This window comes from Acinetobacter sp. ANC 3781, assembly GCF_004331285.1.
Classification (GTDB): domain Bacteria; phylum Pseudomonadota; class Gammaproteobacteria; order Pseudomonadales; family Moraxellaceae; genus Acinetobacter.
The window spans coordinates 16429-35388 of record NZ_SJOH01000002.1 but is presented as its reverse complement, the minus strand read 5'-3'; the positions used below and the strand labels follow the sequence as shown (position 1 = coordinate 35388).

The 18960-nt window shown below is 41.6% G+C and carries 15 protein-coding genes, 2 pseudogenes and 2 riboswitches; of the genes and pseudogenes, 8 read left to right on the top strand and 9 right to left on the bottom strand.

What is annotated here, in order from left to right:
- The 4 genes from E0H89_RS01830 to E0H89_RS01815 all read left to right on the top strand — a co-directional run bounded on the left by E0H89_RS01830 (position 1) and on the right by E0H89_RS01815 (position 7668).
- On the top strand, positions 1-1215 hold the full coding sequence (locus E0H89_RS01830; RefSeq protein WP_131214087.1) for an efflux RND transporter periplasmic adaptor subunit: 1215 nt from the start codon (positions 1-3) through the stop codon (positions 1213-1215).
- The gene (locus tag E0H89_RS01825; protein ID WP_131214085.1) at positions 1205-4363 is read left to right on the top strand and encodes an efflux RND transporter permease subunit; all 3159 of its coding nucleotides are present in this window, start codon (positions 1205-1207) and stop codon (positions 4361-4363) included. Before E0H89_RS01830 ends, E0H89_RS01825 begins: the two co-directional genes overlap by 11 nt.
- A 178-nt stretch (positions 4364-4541) precedes the next feature.
- Positions 4542-4691: riboswitch (cobalamin riboswitch) on the top strand.
- A 323-nt stretch (positions 4692-5014) separates the two neighbouring features.
- Complete coding sequence (locus E0H89_RS01820; protein WP_131214083.1) at positions 5015-6151, top strand: 5-methyltetrahydropteroyltriglutamate--homocysteine S-methyltransferase; 1137 nt, start codon at positions 5015-5017, stop codon at positions 6149-6151.
- A 122-nt stretch (positions 6152-6273) separates the two neighbouring features.
- Complete coding sequence (locus tag E0H89_RS01815) at positions 6274-7668, top strand: methylenetetrahydrofolate reductase C-terminal domain-containing protein (RefSeq protein WP_131214082.1); 1395 nt, start codon at positions 6274-6276, stop codon at positions 7666-7668.
- On the opposite strand, the pseudogene E0H89_RS01810 reads toward E0H89_RS01815, so the two are convergent.
- Positions 7665-8333, bottom strand: a pseudogene (locus tag E0H89_RS01810) (epoxyqueuosine reductase QueH). The gene E0H89_RS01815 and the pseudogene E0H89_RS01810 sit on opposite strands and share 4 nt — an antisense overlap.
- A 116-nt stretch (positions 8334-8449) precedes the next feature.
- Complete coding sequence (gene crcB, locus E0H89_RS01805) at positions 8450-8809, bottom strand: fluoride efflux transporter CrcB (protein ID WP_250697817.1); 360 nt, start codon at positions 8807-8809, stop codon at positions 8450-8452.
- A gap of 80 nt (positions 8810-8889) precedes the next feature.
- Positions 8890-8956: riboswitch (Fluoride riboswitch) on the bottom strand.
- Between the two features lie 480 nt (positions 8957-9436).
- Between crcB and E0H89_RS01800 the strand changes: the two genes are divergently transcribed.
- From E0H89_RS01800 to E0H89_RS01785, 4 genes are all read left to right on the top strand, one after another.
- Positions 9437-10435 carry a putative oxygenase MesX gene (locus tag E0H89_RS01800; protein ID WP_131214079.1) on the top strand — a complete coding sequence of 333 codons (999 nt, stop codon included), beginning with the start codon at positions 9437-9439 and terminating at the stop codon, positions 10433-10435.
- Between the two features lie 42 nt (positions 10436-10477).
- Positions 10478-11521 (top strand): methionine synthase, encoded by a 1044-nt coding sequence (locus E0H89_RS01795; protein WP_131214077.1) that lies wholly within the window; start codon positions 10478-10480, stop codon positions 11519-11521.
- A 102-nt stretch (positions 11522-11623) separates the two neighbouring features.
- Positions 11624-12118, top strand: coding sequence for a flavin reductase (locus E0H89_RS01790; RefSeq protein ID WP_067724392.1), 495 nt, complete (start codon positions 11624-11626; stop codon positions 12116-12118).
- Between the two features lie 44 nt (positions 12119-12162).
- Complete coding sequence (locus tag E0H89_RS01785) at positions 12163-12963, top strand: sulfite exporter TauE/SafE family protein (RefSeq protein ID WP_131214075.1); 801 nt, start codon at positions 12163-12165, stop codon at positions 12961-12963.
- A 265-nt stretch (positions 12964-13228) separates the two neighbouring features.
- On the opposite strand, the pseudogene E0H89_RS16895 reads toward E0H89_RS01785, so the two are convergent.
- The 7 genes and pseudogenes from E0H89_RS16895 to catC all read right to left on the bottom strand — a co-directional run.
- Positions 13229-13341: pseudogene (locus E0H89_RS16895) on the bottom strand (Fic family protein); the annotation flags it as partial.
- A 171-nt stretch (positions 13342-13512) separates the two neighbouring features.
- The gene (locus E0H89_RS01775) at positions 13513-13809 is read right to left on the bottom strand and encodes a YciI family protein (protein WP_131214073.1); all 297 of its coding nucleotides are present in this window, start codon (positions 13807-13809) and stop codon (positions 13513-13515) included.
- A 27-nt stretch (positions 13810-13836) separates the two neighbouring features.
- Entirely contained in the window at positions 13837-15180 is a 1344-nt protein-coding gene (locus E0H89_RS01770; RefSeq protein WP_131214071.1) for an OprD family outer membrane porin, read from the bottom strand.
- A gap of 56 nt (positions 15181-15236) precedes the next feature.
- A complete protein-coding gene (locus E0H89_RS01765; RefSeq protein ID WP_126037357.1) occupies positions 15237-16139 on the bottom strand; it encodes an MBL fold metallo-hydrolase in 903 nt (300 codons plus the stop codon).
- Positions 16140-16175: 36 nt separating this feature from the next.
- On the bottom strand, positions 16176-17369 hold the full coding sequence (locus E0H89_RS01760; protein ID WP_131214069.1) for an acetyl-CoA C-acetyltransferase: 1194 nt from the start codon (positions 17367-17369) through the stop codon (positions 16176-16178).
- Between the two features lie 11 nt (positions 17370-17380).
- Complete coding sequence (locus E0H89_RS01755; protein ID WP_131214067.1) at positions 17381-18643, bottom strand: acetyl-CoA hydrolase/transferase family protein; 1263 nt, start codon at positions 18641-18643, stop codon at positions 17381-17383.
- A gap of 34 nt (positions 18644-18677) precedes the next feature.
- Entirely contained in the window at positions 18678-18956 is a 279-nt protein-coding gene (gene catC / locus E0H89_RS01750) for a muconolactone Delta-isomerase (protein ID WP_131214065.1), read from the bottom strand.
- Positions 18957-18960 lie beyond the last annotated feature (4 nt).

The following is an 18960-nucleotide window of genomic DNA, read 5'->3' as shown; positions in this document are numbered from 1 at the left end:
ATGAAAGCCAAGCAAAACGGAAAATTATCTCAGTCTCTCATGATCACGATTTTGATTATTATCACGATCTTGGTCAGTGTCACTATTTGGTTAAGTTCCAAAACAAATGAATCTGAGGGACATGGCCATGATGAGGGAAATGCTGAACATTCTGATGAAGAAAGTTCTGAAGAAGGCGAAATACAACTGACCAGCCAACAAATGGTTGAACAAGGTTTAAAAGTTGCTGTTGCATCCACAGGATTGGTTGAAAAGCTCACGACCCTGCCAGGTAAATTGGTGGTGAATACCGATCAACAAGCGCATATCTCCCCTAACTTTAGTGGTCATGTTGAGCAGGTCAATGTGGCTTTAGGACAGAGCGTGCAAAAAGGGCAAACGCTGGCTGTACTGATCGTTCCTGAACTGATCGACCAACAGGCAACCTTGCGTATGGCACAGGCGAATCTGGATTTTGCCCGTCAAGATTACCAGCGCGAACAGCAACTCTGGTCACAGGGAATTTCTGCCAAACAGGATTACCAGCGTGCAGAAAATGCCTACCGTCAAGCACAGATTACTGTCCAGTCCTCACAAGCACGTTTAAATGCATTAGGGGCGAGCGGCAATAACAATGGACGCTTTTTGATTCGAGCGCCGATCTCCGGGGTGATCAGTCAAAAAGATATTGTGGTTGGTGAAAATGTACAATTGGCTGATCAAATCTTTGTTATTGAGCAGCTGAAAGATTTATGGCTTGAGTTTAATTTGCCGAATCAATTCTCAGGTCAACTGCAAGCCGGACAAAAAATTGACTTTAAAGTGAATGATTCAGAACAAGCCTATAGAGCTATTGTACAAAACTTAACCTCTCAAGCAGATATACAAACAGGGCGTCTGGTGGTGCGTGCAAAACTCGATGCGCAAGCGGCTGAGTTGCGTCCTAATGTGTTGGTGAGGGTGTTGATTTCGGAAGCTCCTACAAAATCAGCCCTACGGATTCAAAAGTCTGCGCTGCAAAGTATTGAAGGTGAAGACAGTATTTTCATCATAGATTCAGAACAAAAAGGCCAAGTCCGTTTGAAAGCACAGAAAGTGCAACTGGGGCAGGCTTCAAGTGATGGACAATGGCTTGAAGTGATTTCTGGGCTGACCGAAGGGCAGAAGTATATCGCTCAAGGCAGTTTCTTGCTCAAATCTGAATTAGAAAAAGACGAGGCAGGCCATGAGCATTAATTCTGATCTGCCGAAACCAGAAGGTTTATTCGAAAGAATCATTCATTTTTCCATACAAAATGCGATTTGGGTGATGCTCTTTGTCTGTACCTGGATTGCGGTCGGGGTGTATAGCTATCAGAAACTTCCAATTGATGCTGTACCCGACATTACCAATACTCAAGTCCAGATTAATACTCAAGCCAATGGTTTCACTGCGCTTGAGGTCGAACAGCGGATTACCTATCCTATTGAAAATGCCATGGCAGGCATTCCGAATCTGGAGCTTACCCGTTCCATATCCCGTTACGGACTCTCTCAAGTCACCATCGTCTTTAAAGATGGCACTGATATTTATTGGGCCCGTCAGCAGATTAACCAACGGGTACAGGAGGTGCAATCTGAGTTGCCTGCTCAAATCGCACCGACGATGTCTCCAGTTTCTACGGGTCTGGGTGAAATTTATCAATGGGTACTGAGGGCAGATCCAAATGTAAAAAAGCCTGATGGAACTGCATACACGGCGATGGATTTGCGTGAGATTCAGGACTGGATTGTACGTCCTCAATTGCAGCGTGTTGAGGGGATCGCAGAGGTCAACAGTATTGGCGGTTTTGAAAAAACCTATGTGGTGTCTCCTGATTTAAACCGGATGCAGCAACTGAATATCTCATTAGAACAACTGCAACAGGCTTTAGCACAAAATAATGAGAACCGAGGTGCAGGTTATATTGAAGCCAATGGTCAGCAACTGACGGTACGTATACCGGGTACATTCAATGGTCTTTCTGATATTGAGAACACCATGCTGGGTAGCCCAAATGGCAGCCCAATTCGGGTTGGTGATATTGCGCAAGTCTCTATTGGGCATGATTTAAGAACCGGTGGCGCAACCTATAACGGTAAAGAAACCGTTTTAGGTATTGCCATGATGGCGATGGGTGGAAATAGCCGGACTGTTTCTAAAGCTGTGGATGCCAAGCTTCAAGATATTCAGAATAGTTTGCCTAAAGGGGTGGTGATTGAAACGGTGTACGACCGTACCACCTTGGTTGAGAAGGCGATTAAAACCGTTCAGAAAAACTTGGTAGAGGGAGCAATTCTGGTCATCATCATTCTGTTCCTGTTTTTAGGGAATATCCGTGCTGCCTTGATTACTGTCTGTGTCATTCCACTCTCTATGCTGTTTACCTTAACCGGGATGGCACAGAAAAATATCAGTGCAAATCTGATGAGTTTAGGTGCACTCGATTTCGGCATTATTGTCGATGGTGCTGTGGTGATTGTCGAAAACTGTATTCGGCGTTTAGCCCATGCACAGCAACTGTTAAAACGACCTCTCACACAAAATGAGCGCTTTAAGGAAGTTTTTCTGGCTGCCCGGCAAGCACGTCGTCCCCTCATTTTTGGTCAGCTTATTATTTTGGTGGTATATTTACCGATTTTTGCTTTAAGTGGCGTAGAAGCAAAACTATTTCATCCGATGGCTTTAACCGTTGTTCTCGCACTGGTGGCAGCTATTATTTTATCGATCACCTTTGTGCCTGCTGCGGTTGCTTTATGGGTTAAAGGGGAGATCAAAGAAACGGAAAGCCGCTGGATGATCTGGCTCAAAACCCGATATCAGCAGATACTGGATATGGCTTATCAATACAAGGCGGTGGTTTTAACTTTTGCCGCTTGTCTCCTGGTCATCACCGGTCTGCTCAGCACGAAAATTGGTAGTGAGTTTGCACCCCAGCTGAGTGAGGGTGATTTTGCGGTACAGCAATTACGCTCGCCAAGCACAGGACTAGAAGAATCATTACGTATGCAGGAAAATACCGAAAAGCTTTTACTGAAAAACTTTCCCGAAATTAAAGCTGTATTTGCCCGTACCGGGACTGCTGAAGTGGCGACAGATGTGATGCCACCGAATATTTCCGATGGTTATATCATGCTGAAACCAGGTGAGGAATGGCCAGATTCAAAAGAAAGTCTGGATGCACTTCGAACCCGAATGGAAGCTTATCTTGCGACAATTCCCGGCAATAATAGTGAGTTTTCTCAGCCTATTGAGCTACGTTTTAATGAACTGATTTCAGGGGTACGTAGTGATGTGGGAGTGAAGGTTTTTGGTGATGACATGCAGGTTCTGAATACTGAGGCTGCAAAAATCGCGAAAATCATTCAGCAAGTCGCAGGTAGCAGTGCGGTGAAAGTTGAACAAACTTCGGGTCTGCCTTTACTCAATGTAGAGATTGATAAAGCTTTAGCTGCCCAATATGGCTTGAGCGTGAAATCTATTCAGGATGTGGTGGCTGTAAGTATTGGTGGACAAAGCGTAGGAGAGATTCTAGAAGGCGATCGTCGTTTTGATTTTATTATTCGTTTGAGTGAGCAAAATCGAAGTGTTGCATCTGTTTCCCAGTTACCGATCCAGCTTCCAAATGGCGGCAGTATTTTATTGTCTGATGTCGCACAAGTTTCTACCATTGAAGGCATTAATCAAGTCAGCCGAGAAAATGGTAAGCGCCGAGTTGTGGTCACAACGAATGTTGAAGGGCGTGATTTAGGCTCTTTTGTATCTGATGTGCAGACACAGCTCAAAGCATACAATTTACCAAGTGGCTATTGGATTGAATATGGCGGTCAGTTTGAAAATTTGGCTTCAGCCAAAGCACGGATGCAAATCGTGATTCCACTGGCTTTAATTACCATCTTTATTTTACTGATGGCGGTCTTTCACAATGTTAAAGAAAGTCTGCTGGTCTTTACCGGGGTACCCTTTGCCTTGACCGGTGGTGTGGTATTTCTTTGGCTAAGGGATATACCATTATCGATGTCAGCTGGGATTGGTTTTATTGCCTTATCTGGTGTTGCAGTCCTCAATGGACTGGTGATGTTGACCTTCATTAAAGAATTAAGGGATAAATATCCAGTGCATGAAGCCGTGTGGCAGGGGGCTATTTTGCGATTAAGACCAGTGTTGATGACAGCTTGCGTGGCTTCACTGGGCTTTGTACCGATGGCGCTGGCAACCGGAACAGGCGCTGAGGTTCAACGGCCACTGGCAACCGTAGTGATTGGTGGGATTCTTTCATCTACCTTGCTGACTTTAGTGCTTTTACCAGTACTGTATCGCTGGATGAACAGTCATCAACAACACTCCAAATCAGAAACAAAATAATGCTCAAAAAATGAAGTAAATAGACACATGATGATCTTGAAAAGGATTGTTTTGTGTCTGTCTGAACAAAGAATGTCGAATAAGTGAATCACCTCAGCATGAGTGGAGTTGTTTTGGAGTATCTGAGAGGGGAGGAGAAATCATCATAAACTGTTTGACTTAGCAAAAACTTAACCTTAGGCTTTGCATCGCTTCAGGTGCTTCCTTAGAGAAGTGAAACTGGGAAGTTAGTGCACATTTGTGCAAGCTAACACTGCCCCCGCAACGGTGAATAGGGTATAACTCAATATCCTTAAGTCCGGAGACCGGCCTAAAGCAGACCAAAATAATGCGGTGGGCGTTAATAGGGGATGTCTTAATTTGATTTGATCTTTTTCAATTTACTTTTGCGCGCCTATATCGCTCCAGCATCATCCATTTCGATATCTCACGGGGCGTGTGTTCAGGTAAATTATGCTCATTTTTAAACCATTTTATTTTTATTCCTTTTTTTGCCTATCTCCTTCAGCTGATTGATCTGTTGAAATCTAATTCCTGACAGAAATATTTTATTGACTCAACGTCCTCGGTTGACCAAGTGATGTTCTGCCTCCCTCTATTTAAATAAATGCTGATCCATTCATGGCATTTATACGACAATGAATTAAAACAATGACCACAAGCAATACCACTCAAGCTGCTAAAACTCAGTATGCAGGCAATAAAGCAGAACATATCGGCAGCTTCTTAAGAGCGCTAAAATTAAAGAAGGCACGTTATGATTTTGCGGATCGGGTCATTTATGAAGAAACTTTGCGACAGGTTGAAAATGCAGAAATTGATAATCTGGTCGATATCCAGCTCGATCTCGATTGTTCAGTGATGACAGATGGTGATTTTCGCCGTGCCTGGTGGCATTTTGATTTCCTGGAACAGCTCGATGGAATTGAAGGCCATAAAATACGGGATGGCTTAAAATATAAAGATGTCATCAGTAAACCCTATGATGTTCGGGTTACTGACAAGATTTTCTTTAATGCAGATCACAACTGTTTAGCGCACTATCGCTATTTGCACCAAGCGATTGAAGGTTTTGCCACAGCCAAATATTGTCTGCCTAGTCCGAATATGATGCTGTATCCGTATCTGCGTAATAACCGTTATTATGCGGGTGACTTAGATGCCTATATCCAAGATTTGGGTCTATGTTTTCGAGAAGCAATAACTGCACTTTATGATCAGGGCTGCCGCTATATCCAGATCAATGACCAGTTTTTGGCATATCTGTGTGATGAACGCTATCGTACGCAGGAGCTTGAGCAGGGGATGAATCCGGTAGAACTGGCTGGCTGCTGTGTCAAAGCATTAAATATGGCCTTAGACAATAAGCCTGCTGATCTGTTTGTTGCCTTGCATATCGAACGTGGAAACTTTAGTTCGAGCTGGCTGTATCAGGGTGACTATGACTTTATTGCAGATCATGTTTTAAACGAACTTCAAAATATCGATCGCTATTTCCTGGAATTTGATACTGAGCGAGCGGGTGGTTTTGAACCTCTAGCCAAACTGCAGAGCGCGCAAGCAGAAGTGTTCTTAGGTTTGATCTCAACCAAAACTGAAAGGGTGGAAACCAGATCCGAGATCATAACTCGTATTCAAACTGCTTCTAACTTCCTGCCATTAGAGCGGTTAGGCCTGTGTCTTCAGAGTGGTTTTGCTTCGATGGAAGAAGGCAACAAGGTGTCCTACGATACCCAGTGGAAGAAAATCAAACTGATGAATGAAGTCGCGAAAGAGGTTTGGGGATAATTACCACTTAGGAGGCATCACTTCTGTCACCACTATTTACGGGTAGTGACAGGTAGTATTTCAATCTTTCTGGCCTATAATTCAGCTTGATTTCTTTTTAATCCTTTAGATCTCCTTTGTCTATGTCTCAATTATCTTCCTGTTTTCAGAACAACCAGTTTTGTATCCTGGTGGAATACCTTACTTCACTGAATGAGATTTTCCCTGTGAAAACTGAATTTGCCAGATATCCTGCAGTGATGACATTGGCAGACCGTGTCCATTCAGATCATGATGTGACACCGCTTGCAGCGAGCGAGCAGTACCCTGATTCAGTCGACAAGATTTTACATTTTGCCGGAAAAGGGCGGGATATTCAGGATATTGAGTTATTTCTACAACAAGCCAAGGCAGCGAAGATCAAAAATCTTTTATTGCTGACAGGCGACAAGCTCAAAGAACATTGTGATGGAAAAGACGGAGCAGAGCGTAGCCGATACCTGGAGTCAGTCAATGCTGTTATGGCGGCCAAACAATTTGGCGGATTTTGCATTGGGGTTGCATTTAACCCGTTTAAATATGCCGAAGCTGAGCGTGACGCACAATACTTAAAACTGCACAAGAAGCTTAAGGCAGGTGCGGATTTTATTATCACGCAATTGGGTTACAACATGGATGCTTTAAAACAAGCCAAGATCTTTTTAAATCATCATCAGTACACACAAAAAATTTTAGCATGTGTCATGCCCCTCAGTTTGGCGCGTGCCAATTTTATGGTGAAACATCAGGTCGCCGGCATCGTCATCACACCGCATATGCTGCAGGTGCTAACAGATGAAAAACAGACAGGACTGAACGAGCGGGTGTATTTGCGCTGTGCTTTACAGATGCTGATGTGCAAGCATCTTGGTTTTGCTGGCATTCATCTATCTGCCTGTCACAAGCCTGAAGAGCAGATGCTACTCGAAAGCTATATCGAGCAATATCGGCATCTAACTTTAGATGAACTTGAATCACTCTGGAATTCCCTCTGGCAAGTAAAGACTGGCAAAGAGTTTGTACCGGAATTGCCTTATTATTCCTGTCAACCGACATCCAGCCAGATCATTAAATATCAGCAACTGCATTTCATGCATGAGGTATTATTTGAATCCAAAATTGCTAAGGGTGTTGGACGTTTTATTTTTAGAGCCGCATGGTGGGAAAATACACCTGCAGCAAAAGCATTACTAAAGACTGAATATATCAGTAAGCACGGGGTAGTGGGCTGTGAAAGTTGTGGGCAATGTCGTTTGGGTGATACCTTATATATCTGCCCGGAAACCTGTCCGAAGGGTTTAGCCAATGGACCATGTGGCGGAACGACTTTGGATCGCTGTGAATTTGGTGATCGGGAATGCATTCACTCAGTTAAAGCCAGACTCGCCAAAGCGGTTGAACAAACCGAAGTCTTAAAAGAAAAACTGATTCCAACGGTGCCGATTGAGGTACGCGGAACCAGTTCTTGGAAAAATTGGTATGCAGCGACAGAAGCTTAAGTCTCATCTTTCATCGCATTGCAATAGAACTTCACGCCGTGTTTAATTCGATCACGGCCATTACTCATACGCCAACGGTTGGTATCGCGTAGTGAATAAACACAGCTACAATATTCCTGTTGGTAAAACTCTTATTGCTTACTAATCTCGAGCATACGAACAGCGCTACCATTTTTACGCCAGTTGTAATCCCAATAAGTAATACCTTCATAATGCGATGCAGAGCGATTGCCACAGTCATTAAGCTGCTGCATGTTTTTCCAACGGGAAATATTCAGTGAACTACTCATCAGGTTAAAGCCATGTTCTGCAACGTAAAGAGCTGTTCGTTCAAAGCGCATATCGAAACACATAGTGCAGCGAATGCCTTTTTCAGGTTCATTTTCCATGCCTTTGGCCCGTTCAAACCAATTATCTTTGTCATAGTCGCAGTCAATAAACGGAATATTGTGCTTCTCTGCAAAGCGAATATTTTCTTCCTTACGAATTTCATATTCTTTGACAGGGTGAATATTCGGATTATAGAAAAAGATCGAAAAGTCGATACCTGATTCGATCAGGGTTTCCATCACTTCACCTGAGCATGGGGCACAGCAGGAGTGAAGCAAAAGTTTTTCATGACCTTCTGAGAGAGTCAGTTTTTGACGTTCAAGTTTATTCGACATAATTATAGGGTTTAAATCTAAACCCTATATTTTAGTGATTTAAGCACGTCATGAAGCTTCGATATGCTGATATTTTCTAATACCAAGATGAGAAAAATTCAATTAGTCTTTTGCTTTTAGTGATTCGTCGCGAATTGATAAGTCAGCATTCCCAAAACCGTAAAGATCAACGAACCCACAACATGAATCGCAATGCTGGAAATGGCATATTCAAATTTTAATGCTTGTAATAACTCAACCACTTCTACAGAAAAGGTAGAGAATGTGGTCAATGCACCACAAAATCCAGTCACTAAAAACAGCTTATAGTTTGGAGTGATTGAACTGTTAGAGAAAAATGAAACTGCAAGTCCGATAATAAAAGCACCGACCAAGTTGACAATGACAGTACCAAAGGGAATATGTTCAAACACACTGTTAAATTTTAAACTGATTCCCCAACGTAACCAGGCACCGAGTACAGAGCCAAGAGCAATTCAGAGAAGAGATAAATACATGGTAAAAGCGCTCCAAATAAAAAATAGAACGCAAACCTACGCACTCTACCTGGAAAGAGAGTTACGTAGGCATCATCAGCCAGAATGGCGGTTTGTAGAAGGAGGAATACCATCTCCTTATATGCGCGCTATTTTATACTCGTGAATGGCATCGTCAAGTGATTCGTAATATTCGGGACTACAACCTCAGTTATTCAACAGGTAACTTGAGAGTAGTACCTTTTGCAACTGAATAAGCTTCTACATGGCCAGAAATATTGGCCTGATCATTAATATAATGCGTATGAAAATACTCATTTGGGTGAGTCACCACACTTTCACATTTTGGATCACTGTATAACCAATCAATTGTCCTCGAGCATCTGGTTGATTGAAAATACAGTTTATTTAATTAACTTTAAACCTTGTTTTTTAAGAGATAATTTTATTATTGGTGAGATCCTTTTGTAGTCAATACAAAGAGACTTATTTATAAAAACCAGCTTTAAAGTGAATTTTACTCATCTTTTATTGAATTTATATCGTTTTACTCATGTTTAAATTCACGCTTTAATTGCCTCATACAGAAATTTAGCTTTTATTTAAAAAAATTTAGGGTACATCTCCATGAGTACAGCATTTCAATGTTCAATTAAACGTATTCGTTTTGATGAGAACTACGAGCCAGCAAACAATACACGTTTGACGACTAACTTTGCTAATTTGGCACGTGGTGAAAGCCGCCAAGAAAATCTTCGTCGCACTTTAGCAATGATCAATAACCGTTTTAATAGCTTGGCAACGGTCGACAATCCAAAAGGTGATCGTTATTCACTTGAAATCGATATCATCTCTGCGGAAATTGATATCGAAGGCAAGGGTCAAACTTTCCCATTCATTGAAACCTTAAAAAGTACCATTATCGATCATCATACTAATGAACGTATTGAAGGCATGATTGGCAACAGCTTTTCATCTTATGTGCGTGATTATGACTTTAGTGTGGTATTGCCATCACTTGGTTGCAAGTTCAATGAAAAGCCTGAAGACTTTGGTGATCTACACGGTAAGTTGTATCAACATCTTGTAAATTCAGAGGTCTTTAAAGCTGAATTTAACAAACAGCCTGTGATTTGTTTAAGTGTTTCAACGACTAAAACTTATTACCGCACTGCCAATGTTCACCCGATATTAGGTGTGGAATACACCAATGAAGACTATTCACGTACCGATGAATACTTCGCAAAAATGGGCTTAAGCGTTCGTTACTTCAAGCCTGAAAATGGCAATGCACCTTTAGCATTCTACTGTGCAGGTGACTTATTACGTGATTACACAGATTTCGAATTGATCAGCGCGATCAGCACCATGGAAAGCTTCCAAAGAATCTATCGTCCTGAAATTTATAATACCAATTCACCTGCAGGTGTGGTGTATCAGCCAAGCTTGAGCTATGGGGATTATTCATTGACTCGTATTGTCTATGACCGTGTTGAACGTGGTGAATTGGCTGTGAAACAAGGTAAATGGACAGAAGAAAACTTCATCAAACCATATAAAGACATCCTTGATGAATGGGCTGCTAACTTCACTGTAGCCAATGCTCAGCAAAATCAAGCTGCCTAATACACCAAATAGATTCACGAAATTTTATAAAGAAGATTAAACATGGCACTTGTACAACCAAAAATGTTACTCCCAACCTCAACTGCTGGCAGCTTACCGAAACCTTCTTGGCTCGCTGAACCTGAAAAACTTTGGTCAGCTTGGAAACTTGAAGGCGAAGAGTTGCTTGAAGCGAAACGTGATGCCTTAAAGTTGTCTCTACATGAGCAACGTCAAGCAGGGATCGATATCGTAAGTGATGGTGAACAAACCCGTCAGCACTTCGTGACGACCTTCATCGAGCATCTTGAAGGTGTGGACTTTGAAAAGCGTGAAACCATGCGTATCCGTAACCGTTATGATGCCAGCGTGCCATCAGTGGTGGGTGAAGTTTCGCGTAAACAATCTGTGTTCGTAGAGGATGCGAAATTCTTGCGTAGCCAAACCAATCAACCGATCAAATGGGCGTTACCTGGTCCGATGACTATGATTGACACGCTTTATGATGGTCATTATAAGAGCCGTGAAAAATTGGCGTGGGAATTTGCCAAAATTTTGAACCAAGAAGCGCTTGAGTTAGAGGCGGCAGGAGTGGATATTATTCAGTTTGATGAACCTGCCTTTAACGTGTTCTTTGATGAAGTGAATGATTGGGGCGTGGCGACTTTAGAACGTGCGCTTGAAGGGCTGAAATGTGAAACTGCGGTACACATTTGCTACGGTTATGGCATTAAAGCCAATACCGATTGGAAAAAGACTTTAGGCAATGAATGGCGTCAATATGAGCAAGCATTCCCTAAGCTGCAACAATCTAAGTTAGATATCATCTCTCTTGAGTGTCAAAATTCACGTGTACCGATGGATCTGATTGAACTGATTCGTGGCAAAAAAGTCATGGTTGGGGCGATTGATGTGGCGACCAACCAAATCGAAACCCCTGAAGAAGTCGCAAATACACTGCGCAAAGCGTTGCAATTTGTTGATGCGGACAAGCTTTATCCATCAACCAACTGTGGTATGACACCTTTATCTCGTCAAGTCGCTCGCGGCAAACTCGAAGCATTAAGCGCAGGTGCTGCCATTGTTCGTCAAGAACTGACCGCTTAATTCTAAACTGTCTCAATAAGGGCAGGGTGGATGATATATCAAATCATCCATTTCCCTGACTTGAGTAAGAGACAAAGCATATACACATTTGAGATAGAAGAGATGATTGAAGCAACCGACTTTAGAAATGCAATGTCCTTGTTAACGACTGCTGTGAATGTAATTACAACACAAGGTACAGCAGGAATGCATGGTTTTACGGCATCTGCTGTATGTAGTGTGACCGATACACCGCCGACATTACTGGTTTGCATGAATCAATCATCTCGCTCACATGCGCATTTTATTGAAAATAAAGTGCTTTCAGTAAATGTACTCAGCACACAGCATGAGCAGATCTCAAATGTATTTGCCTCAAGCAAATTTAATTCTGAAGATCGTTTCAAACTTGGTGATTGGACCACACTCGAAACAGGATCACCTGTGTTAGAAGATGCTCTGGTGAGTTTTGATTGTCAGATTGAAGAAATTCAAAACGTCGGCACACACAGCATTTTCTTATGCCGTGTCGTAGCAATTAAGCAAAGTCAGCAAGAAGAAAGCTTGGTTTATTTTAACCGTGCTTATCACCAAATCGGTCAACTCGAACTCGCTTAATTACTCCTTGCTTCAATACTCCATTCTTTAAAAGTCAGTATATCGTGGAACTTATTATTTTTTTAATCATCGGAGCACTTGCTGGATTTGCCGCAGGTCTCTTCGGTGTCGGTGGTGGCACCATTATCGTCCCACTCTTGTTTATCGTCTTTACCCAAATGGATTACAGTTCTGATGTCATCATGCATTTGGCATTAGGGACCTCATTAGCGACCATCGTTGTCACATCGATTAGCTCATTGATGGCACACCATAAAAATGGTGCGGTGATGTGGCCGGTATTTAAAAACCTGGCGCCACCGATGGCGATCGGCTGTTTTGCCGGAGCAGCCATTGCAGGATGGCTTTCAGGAATACATCTTCAACTCATTGTTGGTTTATTCTTGATTTGGGTAGCATATACCATGTTTACTGGTGCTAAAAAGGCAGTCGATCCAACAAAATCTTTGCCTTCAACAGGTAAACAAATTGCTGCAGGTTCTGTGATTGGTGTGGCTTCAGCCATTTTTGGGATTGGCGGTGGTAGTGTTACTGTGCCATATCTCACCCGTTATGGTGTGGTGATGCAAAAGGCGGTCGGAACATCGGCTGCATGTGGTCTACCGATTGCCATTGCAGGTGCTTTGGGCTTTATGATTTTTGGGATGAAAGCACATGCGGCTGTTCCCAATAGTATAGGCTATGTACATACTTATGCATTCTTAGGCATCAGCCTCATGAGTTTCTTTACAGCAAAGTTAGGTGCAAAAGCAGCGCATGCGCTATCACCGCAAATGCTGAAAAAATGTTTCTCAGTATTATTAGTCATTGTGGGGTGTTTTTTCCTTTTCAAAGGTTTGATCTGAAATCAACTAATTCTCTCTTGATATTGAATAGCCTGCTCAATGTAGGCTTTTAACTGTAGATCTTATTGAATCCCTATCGGGGTAATTATATTTAGCTTAAATGGTAATCCCGCTAAAAATAAGAGGATCTAAAAGGAGAATTTGGTACAGCTATATACCCATACATCTAGCACTAGAGATCAAGCTATCACTCAAGCTGATCTAAATAAAATACCTAATACAACTTGATAGGGTTTAAACCCTTCTAGTACAGAGTCGGAAACCAACTGAATAAAAGCCATCGTACAATAAGGTCTTCTTGTAAGTCTTTTACAATTGCAAGAGATGGCGGGCGATGCTGCTCTAACTTATTTTTAAATTATCAATGATTTCAAACAGGACCATATTGCTTAAGTAGATTCCACTTAAAAATTTATTTGTACGGTTGTTTTTATGGCAACTTTTTTAAATTTAATGATATAAATACAGTAATTATAATTTTAAAAGTCAGTATTAAGGTAGAGCGAATGAGGGGCAGGCTTAGGGCCTGCCCTGATTATCTGTCTCTATTCACAGACAAAATTTGCCATCAAAATAGGCTTTCCTCCAACCGTCTATTTTGATTTTTTGAAATAAGCCACCAATGAAAAAAGGATCTTGTTCAATAAATTTTTGAGCAGCTTCTCGTGTATCTACATCAATGATATAGACTCCACCTCCTAAGTCTTGACCATGATCATCCAATTTTGCACCACAGGATAAAAGTAACTTAAGGTTTTGATTTAAATAATCTAAATGTTCTTGTCGTAATTTTTTTCTAAGAGGCTGGTGATCTATTTTGTCCCACGTTTCTATAACATAAGGCATTTTGATTTTCTCACAGATAAAGTTTTATTAGAATGAAAATGGATATTCAAGAATTAAACGGAATTCATCAATATTCCCATATCTATAGCCTGTAGTTGACCTATGAGTGGCTTGACGAAGACGAACATCAAGATCTTTTGCAAAGCCTTGCTTAACTTTGTAGCGTAATTCGATATCTCTTTCCCAATGTTTATTCTCAATATTTTGATCGTAAATATGACGTTTGGTATACAGTTTGTTGTCACTGCCCGTATTATCCATATCCCAGCCATATAGATAGCGCGTCATAAAAGAAAGACCTTCGATTCCATAAGGTGAGAAGTCAATTTCATATTTCACTTGAGCTGATTTTTCTTTGGCTTCTGTAAATGTTGCAAACTGTACACTATTAGGAATAGTGGCAATCCCGCCGTTATTTCTAAAGCCGATCCAGTCAAAAGGTTCATCACCTAAAACTTGTTGATAAGCTAAACTGAAATTATGGTTGGATAGTTTATAGCTGCCTGTCAAGGAAACCAGACCAGTACTGATATTTCCGCCCGTGGCATCACCGGTATCTCGGTTCATGTAGTTATTGGTTTGTAGATTGAAACCTGATTGGGCATCAATTTGATGTTTATATTTTGCCCCTACATAATATTGCATCCAGACATTTTCTAATTCAGACACATACAGCGATGTTTCAATATTATTGAGTTTATATGTTCCACCTAAATAGCTGACAGAATCAGCCTGAATTCCATTGTTATAATCCGTATTGAAATAGTTGAGACGGTCAGTTGAATCAACAGGACTCATTTGAGTGAAATAACCAAAATCTAAATTGAGATGATCAAAGCTATTATCTTTTATCGATAAACCCGTCGACATAGAGGGAAGTAGGCGAGAATAGTTAGTACCAACAATCGGATTATTCGGAAATTGATTCCCGAGCAAAGCTTCGGTTTTATTATATTTTGTCCGTAAGGCACCACCAAATTCAGCAGTCGCTGATTTTGGTTTGCCATTTGAGTCCACTTCTAAGTTATTTGTACCGGTTCGATATCCATCACTATCGAGTTTTAAAGCAACCAGGGCATAGCCATTCAAGCCAAATTGGATGGCCGTATCTGTCCAGCCTGTTTCCATATTGGCAATAAAACCTTGGGCCCATTCTTCGCGGTAACCTTTACGTTCAGATACAGGTAATTGAGCATTCTGACCCGCAGAGTTGTATTCACCTTTACGAAAGTCACGATTGAAATAATAGTTTTTTGCGAGCACATTAAATTTTGTGTCATCAATAAAATCAGCATTGGCCGTGTTGATGCTGGTTATGGATAGGCAAAGCGTCCCCATAACCAGTAAATTTTTATTTACTGGTTTTTTCATTTTTAAAAATCCTTTTAGGTATTACAAACTATTATCTAGAAAGCTGAAGCGGTGAATTAAACGCGAGCCCATGTGTCTGAAGGTTCAAAGATAAATCCATTATCTTGTTTACGAATATAACCACAGTAGGGATCACCAAAATGTACAGGCAAGAGTAAAGCTTCTCGGCTCACGGCACGCTCTAAACATTCAAGTCGAGTTTTTCGCGCGATATCCGGCCAGATGCAATAGCCTGAATTGATTTCGGGGCGAACAATTTGGAGCGGACTATGGAATACGTCGCCACAAAAAATCGCTTCTTCTCCTTGGGAGCTGACACGGAAAGTGACTTGTCCGGGGCTGTGACCGGGTGCAGGTTCAACCACTAAACAATCGGCAATTTCAGTATGAGGCTGAATAAATTCAACCAAGCCTTCGTTATAGACAGGCATCACGCTATCAAAGAAAGAGTCGCCAAAAACATCAATCACGCCGGGTTCTTTATTTTTACCCTGATGACAGAAATCAAAGTCCTCTTTAGGTAAATAATACTTGGCATTCGGGAAAGTCGGTGTCCAGCGGTTGTCTTTCCAGATGGTATTCCAGCCAACATGATCAGAATGTAAATGGGTAATCACCACATGAGTTACTTTTTCAGGAGGTGCGCCAGCAGCAGTCATCCATTCAGTAATCAAATTATTCAGCATATGCATACGCGGAATTTCTGGGCGCTGTTTGAAATTACCAACACCAGTATCAATCACAATAATATTATTGCCCGCATGAACCACCCAAAATTGAATGCTGACAATGAGGCGATTCATTTGTGGAATCCAATGATGCGGTGCCAGCATATCTTTATGCTCTTCTAACAGACTCTGATCTGCTGTCGGAAATAAAAATTTTGGATCATGGCTCGGGCCAGCATATTCATGGATACGGGTTACTTTTACTTCACCAATCATTCTTGATTCAATCATGAGTCACTCCTTAACAAATATTCTTTAATTTAATACTTAAACACGTTCAAATAGGGCAGCTAACCCTTGTCCACCCCCAATACACATTGTTTCTAAACCGTAACGTGCATTACGGCGTTTCATCTCATGTACTAAAGATGTCATAATGCGAAGTCCTGTGGCGCCAATAGGATGACCCAGAGAAATTCCTGAACCGTTCACATTAATATTAGAAGTATCGCTAATATTTAAACCTTTGATCACTGCTAAAGCTTGAGCTGCAAAGGCTTCATTGATTTCAATCAGATCAATTTCTTCAAGGGACATATCTAGTTTTTTAAGTAGTTTATTCACCGCAGGCACAGGACCAATACCCATTCGACTTGGATCACAACCTGCTGCGCTCCAGCCTGTAATTTTGGCAATCGGTTGTAAATGATGCTTTTCTAAATACTCACGGCTGACAATTAGGCAACCTGCTGCAGCATCATTCTGTTGGCTTGAATTGCCTGCTGTGGTGACGCCATTTGGCAATAGGGTTTTCAGTTTGGCTAGACTTTCAAGAGTACTATTTGCACGAATACCTTCATCAAAAGCGATGGTTTTGATTTCTTTTTTAGATTTCACTTCAAGCGGAATCACTTCATCTTTAAATTTACCTGTATCCCAGGCTTGCTGTGCTTTTTGATGACTTTGTAGCGCAAAAGCATCACATTCTTCACGACCAATATTATAGTCTCGGGACAGATTGTCAGCAGTTTCAGGCATACCTGAAATTACACCAAAACGTTCAACTGGTTGAGATCTTTCACGCCCACGTTCCAATCGGTCAAACATGGTCACATTCCCTGCACGACTTCCCCAGCGCATATTGGTGGAGTAATATTCAATATTACTCATGCTTTCCACACCCACCACCATAATCGCTTCAGCATTTCCGGATTGAATGGTCATGGCTGCATTAATAAGTGCTTGCAAACCTGAGCCACAACGACGATCTAATGTATAGCCGGGTACTTCAATTGGAAGTCCTGCGGCCAAAGCCGCGTAGCGTCCAATACAGGGCGCCTCACTGGATGAATAAGACTGGGCAATAATGACTTCATCTAAGGTGTGGGTATCTAAGCCGGTTTTCTCTACGATGGATTGAATCACTTTGACAGCGAGGTCGACCGCAGTTAAAGAGGCAAGTGCGCCACCAAATTTACCAATCGGGGTACGTAGCGGACTGACGATATAAGCGTCTTTCATTTCAATTCCTTTTAAACTAGTTTTAGATCGATGGCTTGCTGCTCAAGTTCTGCTTGAAAATCAGGGGCTGCAATGGATATCATTTTTTCAACACGCTGCGACAGGCTTAAACCACGTAAGTCTGCAATGCCATATTCAGTCACAATCAGCCCGGCATCACTGCGCGGTGTAGACACGGGGCCTTGTAGCTTGCTTACGATACGACTAAAACTTTTTCCAGAAGCAGGCAGGGCAATAATTGAAACGCCCCCATGAGACTGATTGGCGGCACGAATAAAGTCCAAAGCTCCACCTACAGCGCCCACATAAGTTTTATTGGCAATCTCAGCATTTACCTGACCTGTTAAATCAACTTCAATTGCCGAGTTGATCGCAATAAACTGTTGAATGGCAGCAAGAGTCGCAGCATGATGGGTATATTCGGTTGAACGCAGTTCAATGCCTGAATTTTGATGAACAAATTGATGTAGTTTAGAAGAACCCACAATTAAACCTGTGATGGTTTTTCCAGGATCAATACTTTTTTTCTGATTGGTAATCACCCCTTTTTGCATCAATTCGGCAACACCATCACCAATAATGCCGGAATGAATACCTAAATGCTGATGTTGATCCAAAGCCTGCATAATGGCCTCGGGAATAGAGCCGATTCCAAGTTGTAAAGTTGAATGATCGGGGATGCAAGAGGCAACATTTTGAGCAATTTTTTGAGTGGTTGCTGAATAATCAGCACTGTGTTGTGCTTCGATTTTCCGGTCGGTATACACCATCACATCAAAATCAGCCTCAGTTAAATATTGATCCGAATACACCCAAGGTGCTTGCCGATTGACTTCCGCAATCACAATTCGAGCATGTCGAAGGGCAGATTTTAAATAATCTTGTGCCAAGCTATAACTATATTGTCCTTGAGCATTTGCTGCTGAAACCTGAATCAATACAACATCTAGTTTAAGCTGTTGATTTTCGATTAAACGGGGAAGTTGTGAATAATGCACAGGCACAATATCTAAAACCTGATGTTGTGCAAGGGTTCGATTATATCCTGCACCACAATAGCTCAGATATTCGATGTGTTCGGAGTATTCAGGTAGGCAAGTAGGAAACTGGCTAATGCCTAAAAAAACTTTAAATTTCCCAATTTTTTTACGATTTTGAATTAAATTTTGAGTAAGCGTGATGGGTTCAGCTTGAGCCTGGCCCCATACCACGCGATCACCATGTCGAACATAGCTGGATAAATCAAGCTGAGAAATATCGTATATCTTTTCCATGATGACCATCCTTGATCTTAAAAGGTATTCAGCGTTAGTGAATTGAAGAGGGGTGTTGAGATAATGCCGTCACTTTAATCTCCATATAGGGAAATAAAGGCAAACTCATTAATAAGTCATGTAATTCATTATTGCTTTCCACATCAAAAATACTGATATTGGAATATTTACCTGTAACACGCCATAAATGTGGCCATTTTCCTGCTTTCTGTAACTCAATAGCGCGTTCTTTTTCAGCGCGTTTAATTGCATCCATTTTTGTAGGATCGCTATCTAGAGGAATCTTTACAGTCATTTCTACGCAAAAAAGCATTTTG

What these genes read in the sequence shown, in the direction of transcription:
- E0H89_RS01830 (WP_131214087.1), top strand. Translation starts at nt 1, where the DNA reads ATGAAAGCCAAGCAAAACGGAAAATTATCTCAGTCTCTCATGATCACG.
- E0H89_RS01825 (WP_131214085.1), top strand. Translation starts at nt 1,205, where the DNA reads ATGAGCATTAATTCTGATCTGCCGAAACCAGAAGGTTTATTCGAAAGA.
- E0H89_RS01820 (WP_131214083.1), top strand. Translation starts at nt 5,015, where the DNA reads ATGACCACAAGCAATACCACTCAAGCTGCTAAAACTCAGTATGCAGGC.
- E0H89_RS01815 (WP_131214082.1), top strand. Translation starts at nt 6,274, where the DNA reads ATGTCTCAATTATCTTCCTGTTTTCAGAACAACCAGTTTTGTATCCTG.
- E0H89_RS01800 (WP_131214079.1), top strand. Translation starts at nt 9,437, where the DNA reads ATGAGTACAGCATTTCAATGTTCAATTAAACGTATTCGTTTTGATGAG.
- E0H89_RS01795 (WP_131214077.1), top strand. Translation starts at nt 10,478, where the DNA reads ATGGCACTTGTACAACCAAAAATGTTACTCCCAACCTCAACTGCTGGC.
- E0H89_RS01790 (WP_067724392.1), top strand. Translation starts at nt 11,624, where the DNA reads ATGATTGAAGCAACCGACTTTAGAAATGCAATGTCCTTGTTAACGACT.
- E0H89_RS01775 (WP_131214073.1), bottom strand. Translation starts at nt 13,809, where the DNA reads ATGCCTTATGTTATAGAAACGTGGGACAAAATAGATCACCAGCCTCTT.
- E0H89_RS01770 (WP_131214071.1), bottom strand. Translation starts at nt 15,180, where the DNA reads ATGAAAAAACCAGTAAATAAAAATTTACTGGTTATGGGGACGCTTTGC.
- E0H89_RS01765 (WP_126037357.1), bottom strand. Translation starts at nt 16,139, where the DNA reads ATGATTGAATCAAGAATGATTGGTGAAGTAAAAGTAACCCGTATCCAT.
- E0H89_RS01760 (WP_131214069.1), bottom strand. Translation starts at nt 17,369, where the DNA reads ATGAAAGACGCTTATATCGTCAGTCCGCTACGTACCCCGATTGGTAAA.
- E0H89_RS01755 (WP_131214067.1), bottom strand. Translation starts at nt 18,643, where the DNA reads ATGGAAAAGATATACGATATTTCTCAGCTTGATTTATCCAGCTATGTT.
- catC (WP_131214065.1), bottom strand. Translation starts at nt 18,956, where the DNA reads ATGCTTTTTTGCGTAGAAATGACTGTAAAGATTCCTCTAGATAGCGAT.